Raw genomic sequence first — 24,817 nt, 5'->3', positions numbered from 1 at the left:
TGTCGCCGAAGACGAGGTCGTTCGCCTTGATGTCGACCCCGCTCACCTTGTTCAGGTTGGTGTCCGGGCGCAGCACGTCGTTGCGCTTCAGCTGGTCGATCAGGTTCTGGATCGGCTTGCCGATCGCGGTCCGCTCGCCCGGCGGCAGGTCGTCGAGGACGCCGACGAGGTCGGAGTCGTTGACGTCGCCGACGAACGACTTCACCGCCGACTTCGGGTCACCCGCGCCGCCGGCGTCGCTGCTGGAGGAGACGGCCGCGTAGGTGGCCACGCCGCCGCCGATCACCACGACGGCGGCCGCCGCCGCGGCGACCAGCTTGCCCCGGCTGCGGGAGCTCGGCGGCGGGGACAGCGGCAGCGGCTCGGACGGCCCGAACTGCGGTTGCCCGAACTGCGGTTGCCCGTACTGCGGCTGCCCGTACTGCGGCTGGCCGTATTGGGGCGGCGGCTGGGGCGGCTGGTACGAGGGCTGGCCGTACGGCGGCGGCTGGGGCGGCTGGTACTGCGGCGGCCCGTACTGGGGTTGGCCGTACTGGGGTTGGCCGTACTGGGGTTGGCCGTACGGGGGCTGGTTCGCCGGCGGGGCGGACCACTCGCCCGGCTGCTCCCCGGAGCCCCCGTGCGGGTCGGACGGCGTCGTCATGCAGAACCCCTCCCAGTAAAGCGTTCGAACCGAGACGCACAGGCTAGTACGCCCAGGCCCGTGACGGCGGCGCCGGCCAGCGTGACCGCCGGCCCGAGGGTCGCCGGACGGATCAGCCCGTGCCCCGGCGCGGCCAGCGCCCAGCCGGCTACGCCCCCGGCGAGCAGCGCGGCGAGCGCGGCCAGCCCGGCGCCGGTCCGGTGCCAGCCCAGCAGCACCGCGGCCGCGGCGAGCGCGCACAGCAGGCTGACGAACGGCCAGGCCCGCAGGGCGGTGTCGGCGGCGCCGGAGACGTCCAGCAGCCGGCGCACCGCTCCGTCCACCGCGTAGCTGTTCCGGCTGGCCCGGCCGGAGTGCAGCCAGGGCAGGAACGTCCCGGTCACCACCAGGGCGAGGCCGGTCAGGACGACCCCGCGCGGCAGCACACCCCTCAGGCGACGGCCCAGGTGTCGCTGCCGCTGAGCAGCTTCTGCAGCGCGTCGGCGTCGTTGCCCTGGTTGGACGTCTGCGCCGCGGCGGCCGCCGACTCGAGCTGGCCGGCCATCAGCGCGTCGTACACCGGGCGTTGGACGTCCCGGAACACGCCCATCGGCGCGTACCGCGCGTCCAGCGACGACAGCCGGGACAGCGCGAAGGCGTAGGTCGCGTCCTCGCGGTGCGCGTCGTGCACCACCACGCGCGGGTCGCCTTCGGGGACGTCCTCGGCGATCGACAGCGTCCCGAACTCGTCCCGCACGACCGCCTTCGACCCGTCGGCGCCGAACCGCAGCGGCTGGCCGTGCTCGAGCCGGATCGTCCAGTCGTCGCGGGTGCCGGAGTCCTTGAGCAGGTCGAAGGCGCCGTCGTTGAAGATGTTGCAGTTCTGGTAGATCTCGACCAGGGCGGTGCCGGGGTGGTCGGCCGCCGCGCGCAGCACCGACTGCAGGTGCTTGCGGTCGGAGTCCAGGGTGCGGGCGACGAACGTCGCCTCGGCCCCGAGCGCGACCGAGATCGGGTTGAACGGGTGGTCCAGCGACCCCATCGGCGTCGACTTGGTGATCTTGCCGAGTTCGGAGGTGGGGGAGTACTGGCCCTTGGTCAGTCCGTAGATGCGGTTGTTGAACAGCAGGATCTTGAGGTTGACGTTGCGGCGCAGCGCGTGGATCAGGTGGTTGCCGCCGATGGACAGCGCGTCGCCGTCACCCGTGACGACCCACACCGACAGGTCGGGCCGGGTGGTCGCCAGCCCGGTCGCGATCGCCGGGGCGCGGCCGTGGATCGAGTGCATCCCGTAGGTGTTGAGGTAGTACGGGAACCGCGACGAGCAGCCGATGCCGGAGATGAAGACGATGTTCTCGCGCTTGAGCCCGAGCGTGGGCAGGAAGGACTGCACGGTGTTGAGCACGACGTAGTCGCCGCAGCCGGGGCACCAGCGGACTTCCTGGTCCGACTTGTATTCCTTGGCCTTCTGCGGTTCGTCGGCGGTCGGAACGAGGTCCAGCCCGCTGACAGACAGTGGCAAAGCAGTGCCCATGGAACTGTCGATGGCGGTCATGCCGCGTCGACCCCCTTGATGATGTCGGTGAAAACGTGCTGGAGCTCTTCGGCCTTGAACGGCAGACCGGCGACCTTGGTGTAGGAGTGGACGTCGGTCAGGTACTTGGCGCGCAGGAGCAGTGCCAGCTGGCCCAGGTTCATCTCGGGCACGATGACCTGGTCGTAGGAGGCCAGCACCGCGCCGAGATTGGCCGGGAACGGGTTGAGATTGCGCAGATGTGCTTGCGCGATGGGCATTCCGTCCTTGCGCACGCGGCGGCACGCCGCCCCGATCGGGCCGAACGACGAACCCCAGCCCAGCGCCAGCACCCGGGCCTTGCCGCCGGACGGGTCGTCCACCGTCAGGTCCGGCACGGCGATGTTGTCGATCTTGCGCTGGCGCAGCCGGACCATGTAGTCGTGGTTGTCCGGCTCGTAGGAGATGTTGCCCTTGCCGTCGGCCTTCTCCAGCCCGCCGATGCGGTGCTGCAGGCCGGGGGTGCCGGGCACGGCCCATTCACGGGCCAGGGTCTCGGGATCGCGGACGTAGGGCCAGAACTCCCCGGAACCGTCGGCCGCGTTGGGTTCGGTCGCGAAGGTGACCGACAGGTCCGGCAGCGTCGAGACGTCCGGGATCAGCCACGGCTCGGAACCGTTGGCGTTGGCCCCGTCGGAGAGGATCAGCACCGGCGTGCGGTACTTCAGCGCGATCTCGGTGGCCTCGATCGCGGCGGCGAAACAGTCCGCCGGGGACTGCGGGGCCACGATCGGCACCGGGGACTCGCTGTTGCGGCCGAACATCGCCTGCAGCAGGTCGGCCTGCTCGGTCTTGGTCGGCAGACCCGTCGACGGGCCACCGCGCTGCACGTCGATCACGATCAGCGGCAGTTCCAGCATCACGCCGAGGCCGATGGTCTCCGACTTCAGCGCGATACCCGGGCCCGAGGTCGAGGTGACGCCGAGCGCGCCACCGTAGGACGCGCCGAGTGCGGCGCCGATGCCGGCGATCTCGTCCTCGGCCTGGAACGTGATGATGCCGAAGTTCTTGTGCTTGGACAGCTCGTGCAGGATGTCCGACGCCGGGGTGATCGGGTACGTGCCCAGCAGCACCTGCAGTCCGGACTGCTGCGAAGCCGCGACGATTCCGTACGCGAGCGCGGTGTTACCGGTGATCTGCCGGTACGTGCCCGGCGAAAGCTTCGCCGGCGCCACCTCGAAGGTGGTCACGAACGACTCGGTGGTCTCGCCGTAGTTCCAGCCCGCGCGGAAGGCCAGGATGTTCGCCTCCGCGATATCCGGCTTCTTCGCGAACTTCTCCCGCAGGAACTGCTCGGTGCCTTCGGTCGGCCGGTGATACATCCACGACAACAGGCCGAGGGCGAACATGTTCTTACAACGCTCGGCGTCCTTCTTGCCGAGGCCGGTGTCCGCGAGCGCACCCTGGGTGAGCGTGGACATCGCGACCTCGTGCACCTGGAAGGCCGACAGTGAATCGTCCTCCAACGGGTTCGCCGCGTAGCCGACCTTGGTCAGGTTGCGCTTGGTGAACTCGTCGGTGTTCACGATCAGCGTGCCCTGGTGCGGCAGATCGGCGAGATTCGCCTTGAGCGCCGCCGGGTTCATCGCCACCAACACGTCCGGGCGGTCGCCAGGGGTCAGGATGTCGTAGTCGGCGAAATGCACCTGGAACGACGACACACCCGGGATGGTGCCCTGTGGCGCGCGGATTTCGGCCGGATAGTTCGGCAGTGTCGCCAGGTCGTTGCCGAACGCGGCCGCCTCCGAAGTGAACCTGTCACCGGTCAGCTGCATACCGTCACCGGAGTCGCCCGCGAAACGGATGACCACCCGGTCCAGCTTCGAGATTTCTGTCGGCCGGGTGGGCGACAGCGCGCCGTTTCCGTTGGCACTCGTGCTCATAGGTCAGGGGGTCCCTCTCTCCCGGGCGTGTCTTCGTCGACACCCGGACGCACTTCCGCCGATACCTCTACCTTACTTTGCATTTTGGGCCGCCGTCCCGGGTTGTGATCCGGCTTACCTGCTACCCAGCGTAACAGTTACTTTCTGCTCCCGATCCTGGCCTGCATCGCTTGCAGCCGGGCGTCGAACTCCGGCGAGTTCAGCGATTCCAGCTGCGGGGCGATCTCGGTCTCCACGGCGGCATCGTGTTCCGGAAGAGCCAAGGTCAGCCGCATGGAGCGCTTGGTCGAGACAACCACGTCGCGGGGTGCGTCCGCCGCCGGGGCCGCGAGTTCCAGCGCGGCCTGCAGTAACTCTTCGTGGTTCCCATCGACCGTCCGTATGGTGAGACCGGCGTCTTCAGCCGCCGCGGCGTCCAGTGACTGGCCGAACAACGTCATCGCGCGTGCGCGCTGTACACCGACCGCGCGCTGCAACATCCACGTCATGCCGCCACCGGGGTGCAAGCCGAGTTCGAGGAAGCGCGGGATGAACTTCGCGCGCGGACCGGCCAGCCGGACGTCGGCCGCCAGCGCCAGGTTCAGGCCGGCGCCGACCGCCGCGCCGCCCACCGCGGCGATGGTCGGGAGCGTGCAGCGGGCCAGCGCGAGGAACCCGCCGTAGACCTTTCGCAGGCCTTCCTCCTGCGCTTCGCCGAGCGCGCTGAGGTCCGCGCCGGCGCAGAACGCGGGCGGGGTGCCGGTGACGATCACCGCGTGCACGCCGGTGTCGTGCTCGGCGTCGGTGATCGCCGCGGCGAGGTCGGTGGACAGCGGGATGGTCAGCGAGTTGCGCCTGCCGGGAGCGTCGACGGTGATGACGGCGACTTTGCCGACACGTTCGGCCAGAATTCGTTCGGTCATGCCGACCATCATGGCGTGGGCGGGCGCTCCAGTAGCCGGGAGAGTACGACCGTGGAGACCGTGCGGTCGATGATCTCCAGCCCGCGCAGTCGTTCCAGCGCCGTCTCCAGCTGGTGGATGTCGCCCGCGCGCAGGTGCACGATGGCGTCCGCCGCGCCGGTCACAGTGTACGCGGCGACCACCTCGGGCAGCGGCTCCAGCCTGCTGCGGATCCGGGCCGGAGAGATGTTGCCCCGGCAGTGCACCTCGACGAAGGCCTCGGTGCCCCAGCCCAGCGCCTCGGGATCGACCACCGCGGTGAACCCGCGCAGCACACCCGTTTCCAGGAGGCGGTCCACCCGGCGCTTCACCGCGGGCGCGGACAGACCCACGACCTTGCCCACCTCGGCGTAGCTGGCCCGCGCGTTCGTCACCAGGCACGAAACGATTCGCTGATCTATCGTGTTCACACGCAATGTTTAGCAGGTGTCCGCGCATGAATCAGCGATTGATTGTGCCTGAATCGAGTCATACATTGGAATCATGACCACTCGGGTGCCGCTGACCCGCAGATACCTGATGTGCCCGCCCAAGTACTTCGCGGTCGACTACGCGATCAATCCGTGGATGGACCCGAGCAAACCGGTCGACGTGCGGCGCGCGCTGGGACAGTGGACGGCGCTGCGCGACATCTATCGCGAACTGGGGCACACGGTCGAAGAGATCGAGCCGCAGCCTGGGCTGCCGGACATGGTGTTCGCGGCGAACTCCGGCACGGTGATCGACGGGCGGGTGCTCGGCGCGCGGTTTCGCGCGACGCAGCGGGTGCCCGAGGCCGAGCACTACCGCCGCTGGTTCGTCGAGCACGGCTACCGCGACGTGCTGATGCCTTCGCGGATCAACGAGGCCGAGGGCGACTTCGCGTGGACCGGCCGGATTCTGCTCGCCGGCACCGGGTTCCGCACCGACCCCGAGGCGCACGGCGAGGCACAGGAATTGCTGGGTGTGCCTGTGTTGTCACTGCGTTTGGTCGACCCTCGGTACTACCACCTCGACACCGCGCTGTTCGTCCTCAGCGAGGCCACCGACGTATCGCCTGCGCACATCGCGTATTACCCCGAGGCGTTTTCCCAAGGCTCGCAACGAGTTCTGGCTCGGATGTTCCCCGACGCCGTGCGCGCCACCGCCGCCGACGCCGGCTGCTTCGGCTTGAACGGCGTTTCCGACGGCCGCAACGTGGTGCTGCCCCTGGAGGCGACCGCGCTCGCGCGGCGGCTGGCCGCTTGTGGTTACGAGCCCGTGCTGACCGACATCGCCGAACTGCGCAAGGCGGGCGGCGGGCCGAAGTGCTGCACGCTGGAAATCCGGAAGTAACGGGAAGCGGTACTGTCCGGGTGAAAATTTTCCTCCTGGCACAAGGGTTTCCGGACAGCCGGCAAGCCAGGTCTCATTTCGAGATCGGTGCCGGTCGCGCTCACCCGGCTTTGTAACAAGACTCCCGTGGGCCCCGAATCAGGGGTGTACGCCGCGTTCGCGAGCCAGGGGAGCCGACTCAGATGACCAAGTGCAGACTCTGTGGTTCGACGAGTATGGAAAGTGTCGTCGATCTCGGCGCGACTCCACCCTGTGAGCGGTTCCTCACCGCGGATCAGCTCGACGAACCCGAGATGACGTACCCGTTGCACCTGAAGGTCTGCACGTCCTGCTGGCTCGCCCAGATCCCGCCATTGATCACCCCGGAAGAAACGTTCACCGAATACGCCTATTTCTCTTCGTATTCGGCTTCCTGGGTCGCGCACGCCGGTGAGTTCGTCTCCGGCGCCGTCGACCGGGCCGGGCTCGGCGCCGACTCCTTCGTCGTCGAGGTGGCCAGCAACGACGGTTACCTGCTCAAGCATGTGGTGGACCGGGAAATCCGGTGCCTCGGCATCGAACCTTCGGTGAACGTCGGGCAGGCCGCCCGCGACGCCGGAGTGCCCACGCTCACCGCGTTCCTCGGCCCGGAAACGGGCGCCGCCGTGCGTTCCGAGCACGGGCCGGCGAACCTGGTCGTCGCCAACAATGTCTACGCGCACATTCCCGACATCGTCGGATTCACCGAAGGTCTGCGCGCGCTGGTCGCCGACGACGGCTGGGTTTCGATCGAGGTGCAGCATCTGCTCACGCTCATCCAGAAAATCCAGTACGACACCATTTACCACGAGCATTTCCAGTACTACACGGTGGAATCGGCGCGCCAGGCGCTGGCGGGTGGCGGACTGTCCCTTGTGGACGTCGAGCTGCTGCCGACGCACGGCGGTTCGATCCGGTTGTGGGCGCGTCCCGCCGACGTCGCCGGCGAGCCGAGCCGGCGTGTGGTGGACGTGCTCGCCCAGGAAAAGGCCGCCGGACTGCACGAGCTGTCCGGTTACACCGAGTTCGCCGCGCAGGTCGCCAGGGTGCGTCTCGACCTGCTGCGGTTCCTCACCGACACCGCCGAAGCGGGCAAGACCGTGGTCGGCTACGGCGCGCCGGGCAAGGGGAACACCCTGCTCAACCACTGTGGTATCCGGCCGGACCTGCTGGCCTACACGGTGGACCGCAACCCTTACAAGCACGGCCGGTTCACTCCCGGCACCCGGATCCCGATCGTGGCGCCCGAGCGCATCGCCGCGGACCGGCCGGACTACGTCCTGATCCTGCCCTGGAACCTCCGGGCAGAACTGACCGAGCAGCTGTCCTATGTGGAGGAATGGGGCGGCAGGCTGGTCTTTCCCATTCCACGTCTGGAAATCGTCGAGGTGAAGTCGTGAAGGTCGTCCTGTTCTGCGGGGGATACGGAATGCGGATGCGCAGCGGTAGCGCCTCCGATGTGCCCAAGCCCATGGCGATGGTCGGGCCGAGGCCGTTGATCTGGCACGTGATGCGCTACTACGCGCACTTCGGGCACACCGAGTTCATCCTGTGCCTTGGCTACGGCGCCCACCATATCAAGAATTTCTTCCTCAACTACGAGGAAACCGCGTCCAACGATTTCGTGCTCCGGGACGGCAAACCGGAACTGCTGTCCACCGACATCTCCGACTGGTCGATCTCGTTCATCCAGACCGGTATCGAGTCGCCGATCGGAGAGCGGCTGCGCCGGGTGCGTGACCACCTCGACGGGGACGAGATGTTCCTGGCGAACTACGCCGACGTGCTCACCGACGCCCCGCTGTCGCAGATGATCGAGAAGTTCACCGCCTCCGGCGCGGGCGCGTCGATGATGGTGGTACCGCCGCAGTCCTCGTTCCACTGCGTGGAGATGGACGAGGGCGGGATGGTCGGCTCGATCACCGCGGTCAGCGAGATGCCGCTGTGGGAGAACGGCGGATATTTCGTGCTGCGCCAGGAGGTTTTCGACCATATCCCGGAGAACGGCGACCTGGTGGCCGACGGCTGTGCCGAGCTCGCGAAGCGCGGCAGGCTGCTCGCGTACCCGTACCGCGGGTTCTGGAAGCCGACTGACACGGTGAAGGAACGCGCGGCGCTGGATGAGGGCTACACCCGGGGCGCCCGGCCCTGGGCGCTGTGGGAGCACGCGCGCGCCGCCGCGAGAATCGCGTGATCCGGCTGCCGGCCGGCCCGCTCGCCCGCGTGGTGGTGCTCGGCGCGCATTGCGACGACATCGCGATCGGCGCCGGTGGCACGCTGCTGGCGCTTTGCTCCGGCCGGCCAGGCCTGCGCGTCGACGCACTGGTGCTTTCGGGGGGCGGTGGTGCGCGCGAGGAAGAGGAACGCGCCGCGCTGGCCGCGTTCTGTCCCGGTGCGAACGTGGACGTGACGGTGTTGAAGCTGCCGGATGGCCGGTTGCCGGCGCATTGGGACGAGGCGAAGTCGGCGTTGGAGGAGCTGCGGGCGCGCACCGACCCGCAGCTGGTGCTGGCGCCGCGCGTGGACGACGCGCACCAGGACCACCGCGGGCTGGCGAAAATGGTGCCGACGGCGTTCCGTGACCACCTCGTGCTGGGTTACGAGATCGTGAAATGGGACGGCGATCTGGGCCGCCCGAACACTTACCAGCCACTGTCGGGCGAAATTGCCGAGAAAAAGGTCGTTCTGCTGCAACAACACTATGCCTCGCAGCGACATCGTCCATGGTACGACCGCGAGGCTTTCCTGGGGCTGGCAAGGATTCGCGGAATCGAATGCGCGTCCCGCTACGCGGAAGCGTTCTACGTCAACAAGCTGACTCTCGCGTTGGAGGCCCCGCACGCAGCAAGTGCGACGCAGGAGCGCGGCGGGGAGGACCGATCGGGTGCGGGTGTCCCGCAGGAAACAGAGGGGTGAATCATGCGCGTACTGCTGACCGGGCACCAGGGTTACCTGGGTACCGTGATGGCGCCGGTGCTGGCGGAGGCGGGCCACGAGGTGGTCGGGCTCGACTCGGGGCTGTTCGAGAGCTGCGTGCTCGGCCCGATGCCGGCCGACCCGCCGGGGTACACCGTAGACCTGCGGGACGCCACCCACCAGCACGTGTCCGATGTGGACGCGGTGATCCACCTGGCCGCGCTCTCCAACGACCCGCTCGGCGCGCTGGCCCCCGAGCTGACCTACGACATCAACCACCGCGCGGCGGTCCGGCTCGCGCGCCTGGCCCGTGACGCCGGGGTGAAGCGCTTTCTGTACGCATCCACCTGTTCGGTCTACGGCGCCTCGGGCGGCGACGGACTGGTCGGCGAGGACGCGCCGCTGCGCCCGGTCACGCCGTACGCCGAGTCGAAGGTGCGCGTGGAGGACGACGTGCACGAGCTGGCGGACAACGGCTTCACCCCGGTGTTCCTGCGCAACGCCACGGCCTTCGGGTTCTCGCCTCGGCTGCGGGCGGACATCGTGCTGAACAACCTGGTCGGGCACGCGGTGCTCTCCGGCGAGGTGCGGGTGCTCTCCGACGGTACGCCGTGGCGTCCGCTGGTACACGCGAAGGACATCGCCCGCGCGTTCGCCGCCGCGCTCGTCGCGCCCAGGGAAGCGGTGCACGACAAGGCTTTCAACATCGGTACGGAAGCCAACAACGTGACCGTCGCCGAGATCGCGGAGCAGGTCGCCGAGGCCGTTCCCGGTTCGCGGTTGACGATCACCGGCGAGGCCGGGGCGGACCCGCGCTCGTACCGGGTGGACTTCTCCCGCTTCCGCGCGGCGATCCCGGGTTTCCACTGCGACTGGTCGGTCAAGGACGGCGCGGTGGAACTGGTCGAAGCGTATCAGCGGCACCGCCTGACGACGCAGGACTTCGAGCGCCGGTTCACCAGGCTCGCGTGGCTACAGGACCGGATGGCGGGCGCGGCCGTCGACGAGACGTTGCGGTTCCGGTGAACATGCACGAGCTGGTGCGCCGGCTGTACCCGTTGTGCCGCAGCATCACCGGTGACGGAGTGCGGCGCACGCTGGAGATCGTCTCCGAGTACCTGCCACTGGACACCTACGAGGTTCCCACCGGTACCGAGGTCTTCGACTGGACCGTGCCGCGGGAGTGGAACATCAGCGACGCGTACATCGCCTCGGAGGGCCGCCGCGTGGTGGACTTCCAGGCGTCGAACCTGCACGTGGTCGGCTACAGCACGCCGGTGGCGGCCACGATGAGCCTGGCGGAGCTGCGCGGGCACCTGCACACGCTGCCCGAACAGCCGTCGCTGATCCCGTACCGCACCAGCTACTACGCCGAGAACTGGGGTTTCTGCCTCACGCAGGAGACACTCGACGGGATGCCGGACGGCGAGTACGAGGTGCGCATCGATTCCACTTTGGACGATGGACACCTCACCTATGCCGAGCACGTGGTGCCCGGGCAGGTCACCGACGAGGTGATCGTGTCCTGCCACACCTGTCACCCTTCGCTGGCGAACGACAACCTGGCCGGGATCGCGGTGGCGGTGGCGCTCGCCCGGTCGCTCGAAAACCCGTTCTACACCTACCGCTTCTTGTTCATGCCCGGCACGATCGGCGCGATCACCTGGCTGGCGCGCAACGCCGACCGCATCGAAAAGGTCAAGCACGGGCTGGTGCTGGCCTGCGCCGGGGACGCCGGGCACCTGACGTACAAGAAGAGCCGGCGCGGGGACGCGGAGATCGACCGGGTACTGGCATACGTGCTGCGCGAGCGTGAGCACGAGATCGTCGAGTTCTCGCCATACGGCTACGACGAGCGGCAGTTCTGCTCGCCCGGGTTCAATCTTGGCGTCGGCTCGCTCTCGCGCACGCCGTACGCGCGGTACCCGGAGTACCACACCTCCGGCGACAACCCGGACTTCGTACTGCCGGAGAAGCTGGCGGACACGCTTTCGGCGTGCCAGCAAGCTTTTTCGGTGCTCGACCGCGACCGCCGGTACGTCAATCTCAGCCCTTACGGCGAGCCGCAACTGGGCAAGCGCGGGCTGTACGACGCGCTCGGCGGCCGCAGCGACGCCAAACAGGCGCAACTGGCGATGTTGTGGGTGCTCAACCTGTCCGACGGTGAGCACAGCCTCCTCGACATAGCGGAAAGATCCGGACTTCCCTTCGACACCATTGCCGACGCCGCTCGTGCCCTGCACGACGCGGCGCTCTTGAAGGAGTAGGGAATGTCCCAGGTCACCCAAGGCAAGCATCGCGCGGTGCGGCCGAACACCCTGCGCGCGATGGCGGGCCGGATCAGCTGGGGCCTTGGTGACCAGGCCGTCTCCAGTCTCACGAACTTCGCGGTCGGGCTGTACGTGGCGCGTTCGCTCGGCGCGACGGCGTTCGGGGTGTTCAGCCTCGCGTGGGTGACCTACGGGGTGATCATCAACATCTCGCGCGGGGTCGCCACCGATCCGCTGATGGTGCGCTTCAGCGGTGTCGCGACGGACGTGTGGCGGATCGCGACCGCGCGCGCGGCGGGGACGGCGCTGGCCGTCGGCGTCGCCACCGGTGTGCTGTGCGTACTGGTCGGGTTCGCGATCGGCGGACAGGTGGGGCTCGCGTTCATCGGGCTCGGCATCGTGCTGCCCGCGCTCCTCCTGCAGGACGCCTGGCGGTTCGGGTTCTTCGCGGCGGGGCAAGGACACAAGGCCTTCGTGAACGACATCGTGTGGGGCGTCGCGCTCGCACCGGCCATGATCTTCGCCGCCAAGAACGGCAGCGTGCTGGGTTTCGTGCTGGGATGGGGGCTGTCCGCCGCGGTCGCCGCGATCTACGGCTGCTTCCAGATCGGCCTGCTGCCCCGTCCGTCGGCGATCGTCGGCTGGCTGCGCGAGCAGCGGGATCTCAGCTTCCGTTACCTCGTCGAGAACGTCAGCAACAGCGGCGCTTCGCAGCTGCGTGCGTACGGCCTGGGCGGGCTCGCGGGGCTCGCGGCAGTCGGTACGGTGCGCGGCGCGGAGCTGCTGATGGGGCCGTTCCAAGCGGTCCTCATGGGGCTTTCGCTGGTGACCGTCGCCGAGGCGGCGCGGGTGCTGCGCCGGGCGCCTCACCGGATGCCACTCTTCTGCCTGCTGCTGGGTGGCGGGCAGGCCGCGGCGGCGGCGCTGTGGGGCGTGTTCCTGTTGTTCCTGCTGCCCGAGACGGTCGGCGTGCACATGCTCGGCTCGGTGTGGCCGAGCGCGTCCGCGCTGATCCTGCCCGCGACGCTTTCGGTGATGGGCGCCAGCTTCTCCACCGGCGCCGCGTCCGGCCTGCGTGCGCTCGGGCTCGCCAGGCGAAGCCTGCGTTCGCAGGTGATCGCCTCCATTTTCTATGTCACCGGCGGGCTGATCGGCGCACTGGTCGGTGGTGCGGTCGGGTCCGCATGGGGGGTCGCCGGCGCGACCATCATCGGCTCCGCCATCTGGTGGGTCCAGCTGCGCGCAGGTCTGCGTGAACACGCCCGCAAGGAAGAGATGAGGACGTCATGACCGGTGTTCCGCGGCTGAGCCTCGGCCTGCCCGTCTACAACGGGGAGGAGTATCTCGCCGAATCGCTGGACGCACTGCTCGGCCAGAGCTTCGAGGACTACGAGCTGGTCATCTCCGACAACGCGTCCACGGACGGCACGGAGGAGATCTGCCGGACCTACGTCGCGAAGGACTCGCGCGTCCGCTACATCCGGCTGGCGAAGAACATCGGCGCCGCCGGCAACCACAACTACGTGTTCGCCGAAGCGCGCGGCGAGCTGTTCAAATGGGCCTCGCACGACGACCTGTACGGCCGTGACCTGCTGTTGCGTTGCGTCGAAGCGTTGGACGAGCGGCCGGACATCGTCCTGGCGCACTCCCACAACGCGATCATCGACGGCGAGGGCATGGTGACCCATCCCTTCGACTACCGGCTCGCCACGGACTCCCCGCGCGCGCCGGAGCGGTTCCGCAGCCTGCTGTTCGAGCCGGGCGGGGACGACTTCTACGGCGTGATCCGCACCGACGTGCTGCGCAAGGTCAAGCCGCACGACAGCTACCACCACGCGGACCGCACGTTCGTCGCCGAGGTCGCCTTGCGCGGCGCGTTTTACCAGGTGCCCGAGCTGCTGTTCTTCCGCCGCGATCACCCAGGGCGCGCCGAGCGGGCCAACCCGACCAAGCGGACCCGGTGCGCGAACCTGGATCCCAAGCGCGCCAACAAATATCTGCACCCCACGGCGCGGCTGCTCGCCGAGTACGTGTGGGGGTTCGTGAGTGCGATCCGCCGCGTACCCCTGTCCTCTGCCGACCGCTTGGAGTGCTACCGCTACCTGGGCGAATGGGCCACGAGCAGGGCGCGATCGGGTTCCGACGAGCGGTTCGAGGACCAGGTGCAGGCCGGGTTCGAGCCGTTCTCGGTCGACGACCTGGTGCCCGGGCGCGAGGGGAGAGTCCGATGAGCACGCTGCGGATCGGGCTGTTCGGGCTGCTGGGCTCGGGCAACCTCGGCAATGACGGGTCGCTGGAGGCGGTGCTTCGCTTCCTGCGCACCGAGCACCCGGACGCCGAGCTGAGCGCGCTGTGCGGCGGGCCGGATCTGGTGGCCGCCCGGTACGGGATCGCGACGAAAGCCCTGCACTGGTACGGCGGCGAGTACCGGACGGCTTCCGGGGTCCGGGCGATCGCGTTGAAGGGGCTGGGAAAGCTCATCGACGTCTTCCGCACGTATGCGTGGGTCCGGCGCCAGGACGTGGTGATCGTGCCCGGCATGGGTGTGCTGGAGGCGACGCTTCCCTTGCGGCCGTGGGGTTTCCCGTACTCGATGTTCCTGCTGTGCGCGTCGGCCCGGCTGGCGGGCACCAAGGTGGCGCTGGTGAGCGTCGGCGCGAACGTGATCGGCGACCGCGCCACCCGCACGCTGGTGAAGTGGGCCGCGCGGCTGGCCTCCTACCGCTCCTACCGGGACACGATCTCCCGGGACGCGATGACGGCGATGGGCGTGGACACCAGCGCGGACGAGGTCTATCCCGATCTGGTGTTCGCCCTGCCGACGCCGGTGGGTTCGCCGTCCGGCGGCGTGGTCGGGGTCGGCGTGATGGCCTTCCGCGGTGACAACGACGAACGCGACCGCGCGGAGGAGATCTATCGGTCCTATGTGGACGGTATGAAATCCTTCGTCGGCAAGCTGGTCGAGCGTGGCCGCCCGGTGCGGCTGTTCCACGGCGACCAGGTGGACACCCCGGTGCTCGACGAGATCATCGCCGAGTACGGCGCGGAGCACGTCTCCGCCGCCCCGCTGTCCTCTTTGGACAATCTCATGCAGGAGATGGCCGCGGTCGACACCGTGGTGGCGACCAGGTTCCACAACGTGTTGTGCGCCTTGAAGATGTGCCGCCCGACCCTTTCGGTCGGGTACGCCGAGAAGAACGACATGCTGATGGCGGAGATGGGGCTGGCGCAGTTCCGTCATCCCGCCCGCCACGTCGACGCGGGCCGACTGTTCGCCCAGTTCACCGAGCTGGAGGAGCGGTCCGCGGCGCTGGGGCAGGTGCTGGCCGAGCGCAACGCGGCGAACACGCAACGGCTCAAGGACCAGTTCGCGGCGCTGTCCGCGATCTTCCCCGGCGGGAGGCGGTGACCATGCGGGTGACACCGGTGCCACGGATCGCGGGCGCGTTGCTGTTCCAGCCCACACCGCACGCCGACGAGCGCGGCTTCTTCAGCCGCACCTTCGACGCCGACATCGCACGAGGTGCCGGGGTGGACCCGGATTCCTTCCTGCAGGACAGCATTTCCCGTTCCGTCAAAGGCGTCGTGCGCGGGATGCACCTGCGTGCCGGTGCGGGTGAATCGAAACTCGTCCGCTGTTCCTACGGCGAGGTGTTCGACGTGGTCGTCGATCTCCGGCCGGATTCGCCGACCTACCGTAACCAGGAGTACTTCGAGCTCTCCGGGCAAACGCAGGTTTCGCTCTACATTCCGGCCGGCTGCGCGCACGGCTTCCAGGCACTGACCGATCCGGCCGATGTCTCGTACCGGATCGACCGCGCGCACGACCCGTCCGAGGACGTCACGATCGCCTACGACGACCCGGAACTCGCCATCCCGTGGCCGCTGCCGGTCACGTTGATCTCCGAGCGTGACAAACAGGCGCCGACACTCGCCGAAACACAGAGAGTTTCGAGGTAATGTCATGGACACCGCCAAACTGCTGTTGCGGTCCCGCCGGGCCAACCAGAGACTGCACTCGCTGATCCCGGGCGGCGCGCACACCTACGCCAAGGGGGACGACCAGTTCCCGGAGGGCATGGCGCCGGTCATCTCGCACGGGAACGGCGCGCACGTCTGGGACGTGGACGGCAACGAGTACATCGAGTACGGCTCGGGGCTGCGCGCGGTCAGCCTCGGCCACGCGCATCCCCGGGTGGTGGAAGCAGTCCGCCGTGAGCTGGTCCGCGGCTCGAACTTCGTGCGCCCGTCGATCCTGGAGATCGAGGCGGCGGAACGGTTCCTGGCCACGATTCCGACCGCGGAGATGGTGAAGTTCGCGAAGAACGGTTCCGATGTGACCACCGCCGCGGTGCGCCTCGCGCGGGCGGCGACCGGCCGCACGAAGGTGGCGGTGTGCGGTGACCACCCGTTCTTCTCCACCGACGACTGGTTCATCGGCACCACGCCGATGTCCGCCGGGATACCGGCGCCGCTGACTGTGAAGTTCCCGTACGGCGACCTCGAAGCGACCGAGAAACTGTTGCAGGGCGGGGATATCGCGTGCGTGATCCTGGAGGCGGCGACGCAGTTCGAACCGGCGCCGGGCTATCTGGCGAAGCTGCGCGACCTCGTGCACTCGTACGGGGCGTTGCTGGTGTTCGACGAGATGATCACGGGTTTCCGCTGGGCCGACGCCGGTGCGCAGGGTCTGTACGACGTTCAGCCGGACCTGTCGACGTTCGGAAAGGCGCTGGGCAACGGCTTCGCGGTCTCGGCGCTCGCCGGACGCCGGGAGATCATGGAACAGGGCGGCCTGCGGGATTCGCGTGAGCGGGTTTTCCTATTGTCCACCACGCACGGCGCGGAATCCCATTCGCTGGCCGCGGCGATGGCGGTGATGGAGACCTACGTCGAGGAGGGCACCATCGCGCGGCTGCACGAGCTCGGCTCGCGGCTCGCGGCCGGGGTTCGCGCGGCGGCGGCCGGGATGGGTGTCGAGGAGCACGTGCAGGTGCGGGGCCGCGCGAGCAACCTGGTGTTCATGACGTTGGACGAGCACGGGAATCCTTCGCCGCAGTACCGCACGCTTTTCCTGCGTCAGCTGATCGCCGGCGGGATCATCGGACCGTCCTTTGTGGTCAGTTCCGCGCTGAGTGACGAGGACATCGACCGGACGATCGACGTGGTGGGTCAGGCTTGTGTGGTGTACCGCAAGGCTTTGGACGCCGGCGATCCGACGGCGTGGATGGGCGGCCGCGCGGTCAAGCCGGTGTTCCGTCAGTTCGCCTGAGGGGTTCGATAGTTACTGACCATGTGTCGATGGAGATCACGCGGTGGAACAATTCGCCCCGCTTCCGGGTGACTGCGGTGCGTGATCCGATTCGGTAGTTTCGATCGTGTGTTCCGAAGATCCTTTGTTCTCCTCAGTTCGCTGCTCCTGCTGACCGGTCTCGTGTTGGCCGCTCCGGCTGTCTACGCGGCGCCCGGTCCGGTTTGCGATCACCAGCCGGCCACCTACCCGAGCGCGCCTTCCGGCGCGGTGACGATCGCGCCCGGTACTGATCTTTCCGCTGTGACACGGGAGAATCCGCCGGGTACCGCGTTCTGGCTGTCGCCGGGAAGGCACGTGCTGAGAGCCGATCAGTACAGCCAGATCTCGCCCAAGGAGGGGGATTCGTTCCTCGGCGCGCCCGGGGCGTTGCTCGACGGGCGAGGGGTGAACCTGTTCGCGTTCACCGGACAGGCCCGGGACGTGTCGATCCGGAACCTCACGGTCCGTGGTTTCGTGCCGCCGCAGGATCAGGGAGTCGTCAACCACGACTCGGGTGACGGCTGGGTCATCGAGAACAGCACGATCGAACACAACGGCGGCGCCGGGCTGATGGCGGGCGCGCGGCAGCAGGTGCGGCACGACTGCTTGCGGGACAACGGTCAGTACGGCATGAACGCCTACGCCGACGGGGACGACATCGCCGGGTTGGTGGTGGAGGGCAACGAGATCGCCGGGAACAACACCGACGACTGGGAGCACAAGTCACCCGGTTGCGGCTGCAGTGGTGGCGTGAAGTTCTGGGCGGTGAACGGGGCGGACGTGCGCGGGAACTGGGTGCACGGCAACCACGGGCCCGGGCTGTGGGCGGACACGAACAACAACGACTTCCTGATCGAGAACAACCTGATCGAGGACAACGATGGCGAGGCGGTGTTCTACGAGATCAGCTACAACCTGGTGCTGAGCGGAAACACCATCCGGCGCAACAACATCGTGGCCGGGAAGGCGCGCGGCGACGACTTTCCGGTGGCGGCGGTGTACGTGTCGGAGTCCGGCGGGGAGCCGCGTGTACCGGCGCGGACGAGCTCGATCGACATCCACGGCAACCACTTCGAGGACAACTGGTCGGCGATCACCTTGTGGGAGAACGCGGACCGGTTCTGCAACAGCCCGGCCAACACCTCCTCCGGCTACTGCACGCTGCTGGTGCCACACAAGGCCGACTGCGCCCAGCCGGGGATCGCCTCGGAGCCGCTGTACGGGGACTGTCGTTGGAAGACGCAGCACGTGCAGATCAGCGAGAACACGTTCGAGGTGAGCCCTTCCTTGTGCGGCAACGGGTTGTGCTCCCGGATGGCGATCCTGTCCAACTACGGGACCTACCCCGACTGGTCGCCGTACCAGGGCACGCGGGTCCAGGACGCCATCGTCACCCAGGACAACCACTGGCACGACAACACCTACGGCGGCTCGTGGACGTTTGTCCGCGGGGATCCCAGCCACGTCCTGAGCCCCGCCGCCTGGCAAGCCACATCCCAAGACACCTGCACGTCTTTCAACGGCGGCCCGACGGGGTGCTGACGATGGTCTTTCCAGGCCGTGGTCAGCCGCGGGTCGGGTGATGGAGGCTCACTGTGCCGTCCGGGTAGCGCTCCTGCCGCTCCAGAGTGAGGGGGACTGGCCGTCGCCGAGGGGGAAGAGCGACAGACCGCTGCCGACCAGGATCGGCAGTACCTGGATCTCCAGGGTGCCGACCACGCCCAGTTCGGAGAACGCCCGGATGGTGCTCGGCCCGCCGAGCACCATGCGCGTCGCCGGGGAGGTCGCTCGCCTCGAGCTGGTCCACCACCTCGGCCGGGGTACGGCAGATGTGCACGTCCCTGCCCTCAGGGACGGTCAGCGGCCGCGAGGTCCGCATGAAGACCTTCCGGCCTGGCCAGTCCGGGTTGTCCAGCTCGGGGTCGAGCGTGGTCCGGCCCATACTCGCAGACAGTCCGGTCGTGCCCATACGACTCACCCGGGACGAAACCGGGCACGCGCAGCGACACGGGCGGCCCGTCCGCCTGAGAGGAGAAACCGTCGAGGTCTATTTCGGCGTTCACACGGATCGTCAGGGGTTGGCTGCCGCTTTGTCACGTAGCCGGAGCGGGCCACGGCTTCTCGGCACGTCAGAGCCTGCTGGTCACCCGGTCCACGGCCCAGGCCGTCGGCGGCACGACGGCCAACGCCGTGCAGAAGCCGCCGATGGTGTCTGTCGGGTAGTGCGCGCTCAGTGCGACCTCCGTCCATCCCATGACAGCGCCCGCGAGCAGCGCGACCCCCAGCACCAGCGCTGTCCCGGCCGCCGGCCCCAGCTGCAACCGGTCGGCCGCGGCCAAGGCGAGCACGAACACCAGCGCGGTCGCGAACGCCGTGTGCCCGCTGGGGAACGACAGGTAATCCCCGTGAATCGTGCGGTCCACCACCGGTTTGAGCAACGTCGTCACGCCCACCGTCACGCCGGCGGCCGCCAGCACCAGCACCGCGGACCGCCGCCGCCCGGCCCACCAGCACCCGCCGACGAGCACCACCAGCACCAGCACCGAGCCGACCGGCTCCCCGAGGAAGTCGATGGCCAGCGCGACATCCCGCAACGGCCCCTGCAACCCGTCGACCGGCGCGACCCACTCGCCGCTGCTCTCGCCCGCGTACGCGAAGGCCTGCACGAGCACCACCAACGCCGCGACCACGGCGATCACCCCGGTCGGCAGACGCAAGGCGCGCGGCAGAGCCGGAGGCGCGGATACGACGGTCACACCCGATGAGTCGGGCCGCGACCCCGGTTCGTTTCTCCCGGCGGCGGTGAAATTCGCGTTGTGTATTCCTTTTCCGGTCGTTCACTAGTATTCGGGCAATGGGTTCCGAATCGAAGAACCGCCCCGAAGTCGTCATCATCGGTGCCGGTGACCTCGCCCGGCAGATTTCCGGGCTGATCGAGGATCTGAATTCACGACGCTCGTCCGGCTATGTACTCAAGGGATTCCTGGACAAACAGCTCGGAAATGGTTCCGGCACGCTCAAGGGTTACCCCGTTCTCGGCTCCGACGAGGCATTGAAGGAGCTGGACGCCTGCTACGCCATCGGGGTCGCGAACCCGGCGCGCAGGCAGGCGCTCGACGAATTCGCCATGGAAGCAGGCCGGGAAACCGTCTCCGTCATTCACTCAAGCGCCTTCTTCGAGAGCGATGTGACACTGGCGCCCGGTGCGGTCATCACCCAGCGTGTCCACATCGAGGAGGGAGCGACCGTGGGCAGGCAGCCCGTCTTCAACGTCAACTCCCTGATCGGGCAGGACGCCGTGCTCGGTGACTATGTGATCGTCTCACCGCACGCGATCGTCGGCGGCCGCACCAGGATCGGGCACCGGGTGCTGGTCGGGATGGGTGCGATCGTGCTGCCGGACCTCTCGGTCGGGGACGATGCGGTGATCGGCGCCGGTGCGGTCGTGACCCGCGACGTGCCGGCCGGGGCCACCGTCGCCGGCGTACCGGCCAGGCCGCTGGTGCGGTAACGGAAAGTGGCGGGGTGAAAACGTCCCCTGTCCGCTCCCGGCGCGCTTTGAAAGTCTTGATTCTGTCGCCAACGGCCCGGGAAGCGCGAATTTCGAAATGGCGAGTTCGTGCCGGCAGGAGGAAGAGATTCATTGTGAACACCGCTATTCTCGGAACTGGTTCTTATCTTCCGGAGACGGTCCTCACGAGTGCGGAACTCGGTCAGCGGCTCGGTATCGGCGAACAGTGGATCGTGGACAAGACCCGCATCCGCGAGCGCCGGGTGGCACACCCCGACGAGGCTGCCTCCGATCTCGCGACGCAGGCGGCGCAGCAGGCGCTCCAGGCGGCCGGGATCAGCGCGAGCGACCTCGACCTCATCGTCGTCGCCACGTCGACCCCGGACTACCCGATGCCCTCGACGGCCTGCCTGGTGCAGGCGAACCTGGGCGCGAGCCGGGCCGCGGCCTTCGACATCGACGCGGTCTGCTCGGGATTCCTGTACGCCCTGGTGTCCACGCACGCGATGCTCTCGGTCGGCCCGTTCCCGCGCAACGCGCTGGTGATCGGCACCGACGTGTACTCGCGAATCCTCGACTACACCGACCGGAAAACCTGCGTGCTGTTCGGGGACGGGGCGGGCGCGGTCGTGCTCGGGCAGTCCGGCAACGGGCACGGCCTGCTGGGCAGCACACTCGGTTCGGACGGCACAACCTCGCACTATGTGCGGATCCCCGGTGGCGGCAGCCGCCTTCCCGCGACCAAGGAATCCCTCGATGCGGGCGAGCACCACTTCAAGATGCTGGGTCGCGAGGTGCGCACGCTGGCCGGTCAGGTGCTCCCGGAGCTGGTGCGCGAACTGCTCAAGTGCGCGGAGGTCGACCTCTCCGAGGTGGATCTGCTCGTCCCGCACCAGGCCAACGGGGTCATGCTCGAAGACCTCGCGGACACGCTCGGCCTCCCGCCCGGCGTGATGCACCTGACGGTCGAGCGGTACGGGAACACCGGCGCCGCGTCGGTGCCGATCACCCTCGACGACGCGGTTCGCAAGGGTTTGCTGAACCGGGACGCCCTGCTGTTCATGATCGCCTTCGGTGGCGGGATGACCTGGGGTGGCGCCGCGATGCGCTGGGCGCTGCCGAAGGCCGGGGTGTGACGATGGCGCTGGATGGACGGGTCGTTGTCGTCACGGGCGCGAGCCGCGGCGTGGGCGCGGTGCTGGCGCAGGTTTTCGCGGAGCAGAACGCCCGCCTCGGGTTGCTGGCCCGCAACGGCGAAGCGCTCACCGAACTGGCGGAGAGCCTGCCGGCCGAAGCGATCGCGGTGCCTTGCGATGTCTCGGACGAGGCTGCGGTGGACGCCGGGTTCAAGCAGATCGCGGAACACTTCGGCGGGGTCGATTCCGTGGTCGTGAACGCGGGCATCGCGCCGCCGTCGCACAAGGCCCACAAACTCGACGCGGAGACCTGGCGGCGCGTGCTCGACGTGAACCTGACCGGCGCGTTCCTCACTGCTCACGCGGCGCACGACCATCTCGCTGCCTCGGGGCGCGGGAGGCTGGTGCTCACCTCGTCGATCATGGCCGCCCAGCCCCGGCGCGGGCTGAGCGCATACGTGGCCTCGAAAGCGGGCATCGAAGGCCTCGCCAGGGCGCTGGCCGCGGACTGGGCGGCGGACGGTATCTGCGTCAACGCGGTCGCCCCGGGCTTCTTCGACACCGGGCTCGGTACGGCGTTCCTCGAATCGGACCGGCTGAGCGAACAGATCCGCTCCCGCACCTCGTTCGGCAGGTTCGGTGCGGCGCCCGAGCTCGCCGCCGCCATCTCGTTCCTCGCCGGGGACGAGGCGAGCTACGTGACCGGGCAGGTCATTCCGGTGAATGGGGGTTATGGGCTGACCTGAGGAGGCGTTGACACCACTCTGGCACTGTGCCTAAATTGAACCAACTGTTTTTATAGGCGAAACACGCTCACTGATGGCCGCGTGGCCATCAGTGGCGGTTTCTTGTGTGCCCGTTTTCTCCGTGCGCGACCAAGAGTGGGGCGATGCGCCGATGAGCCTGGTTGACCAGCACTCACGTACAGATCCGTTGACCCGTGTCGGCGAGCTGCTGGACACCTACGGCAGCCCCGACGCCGCGGCCGCCGAGCTGCTGTGTGACTCCCATCCGGCCGACGCGCACGCTTACCAGGTCGTCGACCGGGATCTGTCGATCCAGCACCTGACCTACGGGGACCTGCGCGAGGCCTCGGAACGGTTCGCCGCCGGGCTGGCCGAACTGGGGGTTCGGCCCGGCGACCGGGTGGCCACGCTGCTGGGCAAGAGCGTGGAACAACTGGTGGCGCTACTGGGAATCTGGCGGATCGGCGCGGTGCAGGTGCCGCTGTTCACCGCCTTCGCCCCGCCCGCGGTGGAGATGCGGTTGGCCGCGAGCCGGGCGAAGGTCGTGCTGTGTGACGCGGAGCAGCGGTCCAAGCTCGTCCGGGACGAACCGGCGGAATGGCGGATCGTGGTCGTCGGCGGAGCCGGCGAACTCGGCGACGAAAGCTTCGCCGAACTACTGGCCAGGCAGTCGACCGGCTTCCCGGCGGCCCGCCTCGGCGGGGACGCGCCGCTGCTGCACACCTTCACCTCCGGCACCACAGGTAAGCCGAAGGGGCTGGAAGTCCCGCTGCGAGCGCTGGCGAGTTTCCACTGCTATATGGAGTTCGGGCTGGACGTTCGCCCGGAGGACACGTTCTGGAACGCCGCCGACCCGGGCTGGAGCTACGGGCTGTACTACGGGATCCTCGGCTCGCTCTGCACCGGTGTGCCGAGTGTGTTGCTGCGCGGCGGTTTCTCGGCGGAGCTGACCTTCGATGTCCTGTCCGAACTGGAGGTTACGAACTTCGCCGCCGCGCCGACGGTGTACCGGTCGCTGCGCGCGGCCGGGCTCACGGCGCCTCGGAAGCTGCGGTTGCGCGCCGCGTCCGCCGCCGGTGAACCGCTCACGCCGGAGGTCAACGACTGGGCGCGCGAAGCGCTGGGCGTGCCGGTGCACGATCACTACGGCCAGACCGAGACGGGCATGCTGATCAACAACCACCACCAGCCCAGCCTGCGCCGTCCGCTCAAGACGGGCTCGATGGGCCGCCCGATGCCGGGCTGGACAGCAGTGGTGCTGCGGGACGGCGCGAACGAGCCCGCCGAACCGGGCGTGGCCGGGCAGATCGCCTGCGACCTGTCGGCCAGTCCGCTCGCCTGGTTCCGGGGCTACGTCGGTGAACCGGAGAAGAGCAAGGAGAAGTTCAGCGAGGACGACCGCTGGTACCTCACGGGCGACTCCGGGTACCTCGACGACGAGGGCTACTTCCGGTTCGTCTCCCGGGACGACGACATCATCATCATGGCGGGCTACCGGATCGGGCCGTTCGACGTGGAGTCCGCGCTGGTGGTCCACCCGGAGGTCACCGAGGCCGCGGTGATCGCGGCGCCGGACGAGATCCGGGGCGAGGTGCTCGAGGCGTATGTCGTGCTGCGCGACGGGCAAGGCGGCGATGCCGGGCTGGAACGCGAGCTGCAGCAGCTGGTGAAGACGAAGTACTCGGCGCACGCCTATCCGCGGCGGGTGCATTTCGTGCCGGAGCTGCCGAAGACGCCCAGCGGCAAGATCAAACGTTACGTACTCCGGCAGCGCCGCCGGGCCGAGGCCGGGGAGTGAAGATGCAGCGCTACGTTGGCCGTGTCGTGATGGTGAGTGGGGCGGGGCAGGGGCTGGGGCGCGCGATGGCGCTGCGGTTCGCCGAGGAGGGGGCGCAGCTGGCGCTGTGTGACGTGAACTCGGTGGCGGTCAAGGAGACCGCGCAGCTCTGCGGGCCCGAGCGCGCGGTGGCGTCCACTGTGGACGTCAGCGACGGGAGCGAGGTCGACCAGTGGCTGTTCGAGACGGTGGCGAACTTCGGCCGGGTCGACGTGCTGGTGAACAACGCGGGCGTGATCCGGGACAGCAGGCTCGAATCCATGACCGACAACGACTGGGACCTGGTGCTCGACGTGAGCCTGCGCGGCTCGTTCCACTGCGCCCGCTCGGCGTTCCGGCAGATGAAGATCCAGGAATACGGCCGGATCCTGTCGATGTCCTCGATGTGCTGGCGCGGGAACTTCGGCCAGGCCAACTATGTGGCGGCGAAGGCGGGCATCGTGGGGATGGCCCGCACGATCGCGCTGGAGGGCGCGCGGCACGGGATCACCTCGAACGTCATCGCGCCGGGGCTGATCGAGACGCCGATGCTCGCCTCGATGGACGCCGGCGCGCGGGAGAAGCTGGCGTCCCGCATACCGGTGCGGCGGGTCGGGCAGCCGACGGACATCGCGGAGGCTGCGGCTTTCCTGTGCTCGGAAGGCGCCCGATATGTGACGGGCGTGGTGCTGGACGTGGACGGCGGCATCAGCATCGGCACCAGTCTCCGTTGACGTCCGGCGGTCGCGTGTTGTGGAGCGGGGTACGCGGCCGGCGC

24 protein-coding genes and 1 pseudogene are annotated in these 24,817 nt (G+C 68.4%); 17 read left to right on the top strand and 8 right to left on the bottom strand.

Annotated elements, in window-relative coordinates:
• The 6 genes and pseudogenes from VHD82_RS34760 to VHD82_RS34735 form a co-directional block, all read right to left on the bottom strand.
• Positions 1 to 643 (bottom strand): annotated as a pseudogene (locus tag VHD82_RS34760) (hypothetical protein); the annotation flags it as partial.
• A complete protein-coding gene (locus VHD82_RS34755) occupies positions 640 to 1,068 on the bottom strand; it encodes a hypothetical protein (protein ID WP_325713460.1) in 429 nt (142 codons plus the stop codon). The gene VHD82_RS34755 and the pseudogene VHD82_RS34760, both read right to left, overlap by 4 nt.
• 5 nt (positions 1,069 to 1,073) lie before the next feature.
• Positions 1,074 to 2,177 (bottom strand): 2-oxoacid:ferredoxin oxidoreductase subunit beta, encoded by a 1,104-nt coding sequence (locus VHD82_RS34750; RefSeq protein ID WP_325713458.1) that lies wholly within the window; start codon positions 2,175 to 2,177, stop codon positions 1,074 to 1,076.
• Entirely contained in the window at positions 2,174 to 4,078 is a 1,905-nt protein-coding gene (locus tag VHD82_RS34745) for a 2-oxoacid:acceptor oxidoreductase subunit alpha (protein WP_325713455.1), read from the bottom strand. Before VHD82_RS34745 ends, VHD82_RS34750 begins: the two co-directional genes overlap by 4 nt.
• A 137-nt stretch (positions 4,079 to 4,215) precedes the next feature.
• Positions 4,216 to 4,980, bottom strand: coding sequence for an enoyl-CoA hydratase (locus VHD82_RS34740; RefSeq protein WP_325713453.1), 765 nt, complete (start codon positions 4,978 to 4,980; stop codon positions 4,216 to 4,218).
• An 8-nt stretch (positions 4,981 to 4,988) separates the two neighbouring features.
• Positions 4,989 to 5,429: an Lrp/AsnC family transcriptional regulator gene (locus VHD82_RS34735; protein WP_325713451.1), complete on the bottom strand. Its 441-nt coding sequence runs from the start codon at positions 5,427 to 5,429 to the stop codon at positions 4,989 to 4,991.
• 73 nt (positions 5,430 to 5,502) lie between these two features.
• Here VHD82_RS34735 and ddaH point away from each other — a divergent pair, with 73 nt between their 5' ends.
• The 12 genes from ddaH to VHD82_RS34675 all read left to right on the top strand — a co-directional run bounded on the left by ddaH (position 5,503) and on the right by VHD82_RS34675 (position 18,372).
• The gene (gene ddaH / locus VHD82_RS34730) at positions 5,503 to 6,333 is read left to right on the top strand and encodes a dimethylargininase (RefSeq protein ID WP_325713449.1); all 831 of its coding nucleotides are present in this window, start codon (positions 5,503 to 5,505) and stop codon (positions 6,331 to 6,333) included.
• A 182-nt stretch (positions 6,334 to 6,515) separates the two neighbouring features.
• The gene (locus tag VHD82_RS34725; RefSeq protein ID WP_325713447.1) at positions 6,516 to 7,751 is read left to right on the top strand and encodes a class I SAM-dependent methyltransferase; all 1,236 of its coding nucleotides are present in this window, start codon (positions 6,516 to 6,518) and stop codon (positions 7,749 to 7,751) included.
• Positions 7,748 to 8,545 carry a sugar phosphate nucleotidyltransferase gene (locus VHD82_RS34720; RefSeq protein WP_325713445.1) on the top strand — a complete coding sequence of 266 codons (798 nt, stop codon included), beginning with the start codon at positions 7,748 to 7,750 and terminating at the stop codon, positions 8,543 to 8,545. Before VHD82_RS34725 ends, VHD82_RS34720 begins: the two co-directional genes overlap by 4 nt.
• Positions 8,542 to 9,267, top strand: a complete 726-nt coding sequence (locus tag VHD82_RS34715) for a PIG-L deacetylase family protein (RefSeq protein ID WP_325713443.1) — start codon at positions 8,542 to 8,544, stop codon at positions 9,265 to 9,267. The genes VHD82_RS34720 and VHD82_RS34715 overlap by 4 nt, the downstream gene beginning before the upstream one ends.
• Positions 9,268 to 9,270: 3 nt before the next feature.
• A complete protein-coding gene (locus VHD82_RS34710) occupies positions 9,271 to 10,293 on the top strand; it encodes an SDR family oxidoreductase (RefSeq protein WP_325713441.1) in 1,023 nt (340 codons plus the stop codon).
• Between the two features lie 2 nt (positions 10,294 to 10,295).
• A complete protein-coding gene (locus VHD82_RS34705) occupies positions 10,296 to 11,534 on the top strand; it encodes a DUF4910 domain-containing protein (RefSeq protein ID WP_325713489.1) in 1,239 nt (412 codons plus the stop codon).
• A 3-nt stretch (positions 11,535 to 11,537) separates the two neighbouring features.
• On the top strand, positions 11,538 to 12,827 hold the full coding sequence (locus VHD82_RS34700) for a hypothetical protein (RefSeq protein ID WP_325713439.1): 1,290 nt from the start codon (positions 11,538 to 11,540) through the stop codon (positions 12,825 to 12,827).
• Positions 12,824 to 13,768, top strand: a complete 945-nt coding sequence (locus VHD82_RS34695) for a glycosyltransferase family 2 protein (RefSeq protein ID WP_325713437.1) — start codon at positions 12,824 to 12,826, stop codon at positions 13,766 to 13,768. Before VHD82_RS34700 ends, VHD82_RS34695 begins: the two co-directional genes overlap by 4 nt.
• Positions 13,765 to 14,946, top strand: a complete 1,182-nt coding sequence (locus VHD82_RS34690; protein ID WP_325713435.1) for a polysaccharide pyruvyl transferase family protein — start codon at positions 13,765 to 13,767, stop codon at positions 14,944 to 14,946. The genes VHD82_RS34695 and VHD82_RS34690 overlap by 4 nt, the downstream gene beginning before the upstream one ends.
• Before the next feature lie 2 nt (positions 14,947 to 14,948).
• Entirely contained in the window at positions 14,949 to 15,497 is a 549-nt protein-coding gene (gene rfbC, locus VHD82_RS34685; RefSeq protein WP_325713433.1) for a dTDP-4-dehydrorhamnose 3,5-epimerase, read from the top strand.
• A 4-nt stretch (positions 15,498 to 15,501) separates the two neighbouring features.
• On the top strand, positions 15,502 to 16,809 hold the full coding sequence (locus tag VHD82_RS34680; protein ID WP_325713431.1) for a glutamate-1-semialdehyde 2,1-aminomutase: 1,308 nt from the start codon (positions 15,502 to 15,504) through the stop codon (positions 16,807 to 16,809).
• Positions 16,810 to 16,917: 108 nt separating this feature from the next.
• Entirely contained in the window at positions 16,918 to 18,372 is a 1,455-nt protein-coding gene (locus tag VHD82_RS34675; RefSeq protein ID WP_414637618.1) for a right-handed parallel beta-helix repeat-containing protein, read from the top strand.
• A gap of 48 nt (positions 18,373 to 18,420) precedes the next feature.
• On the opposite strand, the gene VHD82_RS34670 is transcribed toward VHD82_RS34675, so the two are convergent.
• Positions 18,421 to 18,597 (bottom strand): hypothetical protein, encoded by a 177-nt coding sequence (locus VHD82_RS34670; protein WP_325713429.1) that lies wholly within the window; start codon positions 18,595 to 18,597, stop codon positions 18,421 to 18,423.
• A gap of 362 nt (positions 18,598 to 18,959) precedes the next feature.
• The gene (locus VHD82_RS34665; RefSeq protein WP_325713427.1) at positions 18,960 to 19,586 is read right to left on the bottom strand and encodes a phosphatase PAP2 family protein; all 627 of its coding nucleotides are present in this window, start codon (positions 19,584 to 19,586) and stop codon (positions 18,960 to 18,962) included.
• A gap of 98 nt (positions 19,587 to 19,684) precedes the next feature.
• Between VHD82_RS34665 and VHD82_RS34660 the strand changes: the two genes are divergently transcribed.
• The 5 genes from VHD82_RS34660 (at position 19,685) to VHD82_RS34640 (ending at position 24,773) form a co-directional block, all read left to right on the top strand.
• On the top strand, positions 19,685 to 20,341 hold the full coding sequence (locus VHD82_RS34660; protein ID WP_325713425.1) for a NeuD/PglB/VioB family sugar acetyltransferase: 657 nt from the start codon (positions 19,685 to 19,687) through the stop codon (positions 20,339 to 20,341).
• 134 nt (positions 20,342 to 20,475) lie between these two features.
• A complete protein-coding gene (locus VHD82_RS34655) occupies positions 20,476 to 21,477 on the top strand; it encodes a beta-ketoacyl-ACP synthase III (protein WP_325713423.1) in 1,002 nt (333 codons plus the stop codon).
• Between the two features lie 2 nt (positions 21,478 to 21,479).
• Positions 21,480 to 22,223 carry an SDR family NAD(P)-dependent oxidoreductase gene (locus VHD82_RS34650; RefSeq protein WP_325713421.1) on the top strand — a complete coding sequence of 248 codons (744 nt, stop codon included), beginning with the start codon at positions 21,480 to 21,482 and terminating at the stop codon, positions 22,221 to 22,223.
• A 151-nt stretch (positions 22,224 to 22,374) separates the two neighbouring features.
• A complete protein-coding gene (locus VHD82_RS34645) occupies positions 22,375 to 24,021 on the top strand; it encodes an AMP-binding protein (RefSeq protein ID WP_325713419.1) in 1,647 nt (548 codons plus the stop codon).
• Between the two features lie 2 nt (positions 24,022 to 24,023).
• Positions 24,024 to 24,773 carry an SDR family NAD(P)-dependent oxidoreductase gene (locus VHD82_RS34640; RefSeq protein WP_325713417.1) on the top strand — a complete coding sequence of 250 codons (750 nt, stop codon included), beginning with the start codon at positions 24,024 to 24,026 and terminating at the stop codon, positions 24,771 to 24,773.
• Positions 24,774 to 24,817 lie beyond the last annotated feature (44 nt).

The organism is Amycolatopsis sp. (assembly GCF_035546795.1).
In the GTDB taxonomy this organism is placed as follows: domain Bacteria; phylum Actinomycetota; class Actinomycetes; order Mycobacteriales; family Pseudonocardiaceae; genus Amycolatopsis_E.
The sequence above is the reverse complement of the archived record's forward strand: the minus strand, read 5'-3'. Positions and strand labels throughout refer to the sequence as shown.

What these genes read in the sequence shown, in the direction of transcription:
- VHD82_RS34740 (WP_325713453.1), bottom strand. Translation starts at nt 4,980, where the DNA reads ATGACCGAACGAATTCTGGCCGAACGTGTCGGCAAAGTCGCCGTCATC.
- VHD82_RS34705 (WP_325713489.1), top strand. Translation starts at nt 10,296, where the DNA reads ATGCACGAGCTGGTGCGCCGGCTGTACCCGTTGTGCCGCAGCATCACC.
- VHD82_RS34660 (WP_325713425.1), top strand. Translation starts at nt 19,685, where the DNA reads ATGGGTTCCGAATCGAAGAACCGCCCCGAAGTCGTCATCATCGGTGCC.
- VHD82_RS34745 (WP_325713455.1), bottom strand. Translation starts at nt 4,078, where the DNA reads ATGAGCACGAGTGCCAACGGAAACGGCGCGCTGTCGCCCACCCGGCCG.
- VHD82_RS34645 (WP_325713419.1), top strand. Translation starts at nt 22,375, where the DNA reads ATGAGCCTGGTTGACCAGCACTCACGTACAGATCCGTTGACCCGTGTC.
- ddaH (WP_325713449.1), top strand. Translation starts at nt 5,503, where the DNA reads ATGACCACTCGGGTGCCGCTGACCCGCAGATACCTGATGTGCCCGCCC.
- VHD82_RS34700 (WP_325713439.1), top strand. Translation starts at nt 11,538, where the DNA reads ATGTCCCAGGTCACCCAAGGCAAGCATCGCGCGGTGCGGCCGAACACC.
- VHD82_RS34650 (WP_325713421.1), top strand. Translation starts at nt 21,480, where the DNA reads ATGGCGCTGGATGGACGGGTCGTTGTCGTCACGGGCGCGAGCCGCGGC.
- rfbC (WP_325713433.1), top strand. Translation starts at nt 14,949, where the DNA reads ATGCGGGTGACACCGGTGCCACGGATCGCGGGCGCGTTGCTGTTCCAG.
- VHD82_RS34725 (WP_325713447.1), top strand. Translation starts at nt 6,516, where the DNA reads ATGACCAAGTGCAGACTCTGTGGTTCGACGAGTATGGAAAGTGTCGTC.
- VHD82_RS34640 (WP_325713417.1), top strand. Translation starts at nt 24,024, where the DNA reads ATGCAGCGCTACGTTGGCCGTGTCGTGATGGTGAGTGGGGCGGGGCAG.
- VHD82_RS34670 (WP_325713429.1), bottom strand. Translation starts at nt 18,597, where the DNA reads ATGGTGCTCGGCGGGCCGAGCACCATCCGGGCGTTCTCCGAACTGGGC.
- VHD82_RS34690 (WP_325713435.1), top strand. Translation starts at nt 13,765, where the DNA reads ATGAGCACGCTGCGGATCGGGCTGTTCGGGCTGCTGGGCTCGGGCAAC.
- VHD82_RS34750 (WP_325713458.1), bottom strand. Translation starts at nt 2,177, where the DNA reads ATGACCGCCATCGACAGTTCCATGGGCACTGCTTTGCCACTGTCTGTC.
- VHD82_RS34695 (WP_325713437.1), top strand. Translation starts at nt 12,824, where the DNA reads ATGACCGGTGTTCCGCGGCTGAGCCTCGGCCTGCCCGTCTACAACGGG.
- VHD82_RS34710 (WP_325713441.1), top strand. Translation starts at nt 9,271, where the DNA reads ATGCGCGTACTGCTGACCGGGCACCAGGGTTACCTGGGTACCGTGATG.
- VHD82_RS34680 (WP_325713431.1), top strand. Translation starts at nt 15,502, where the DNA reads ATGGACACCGCCAAACTGCTGTTGCGGTCCCGCCGGGCCAACCAGAGA.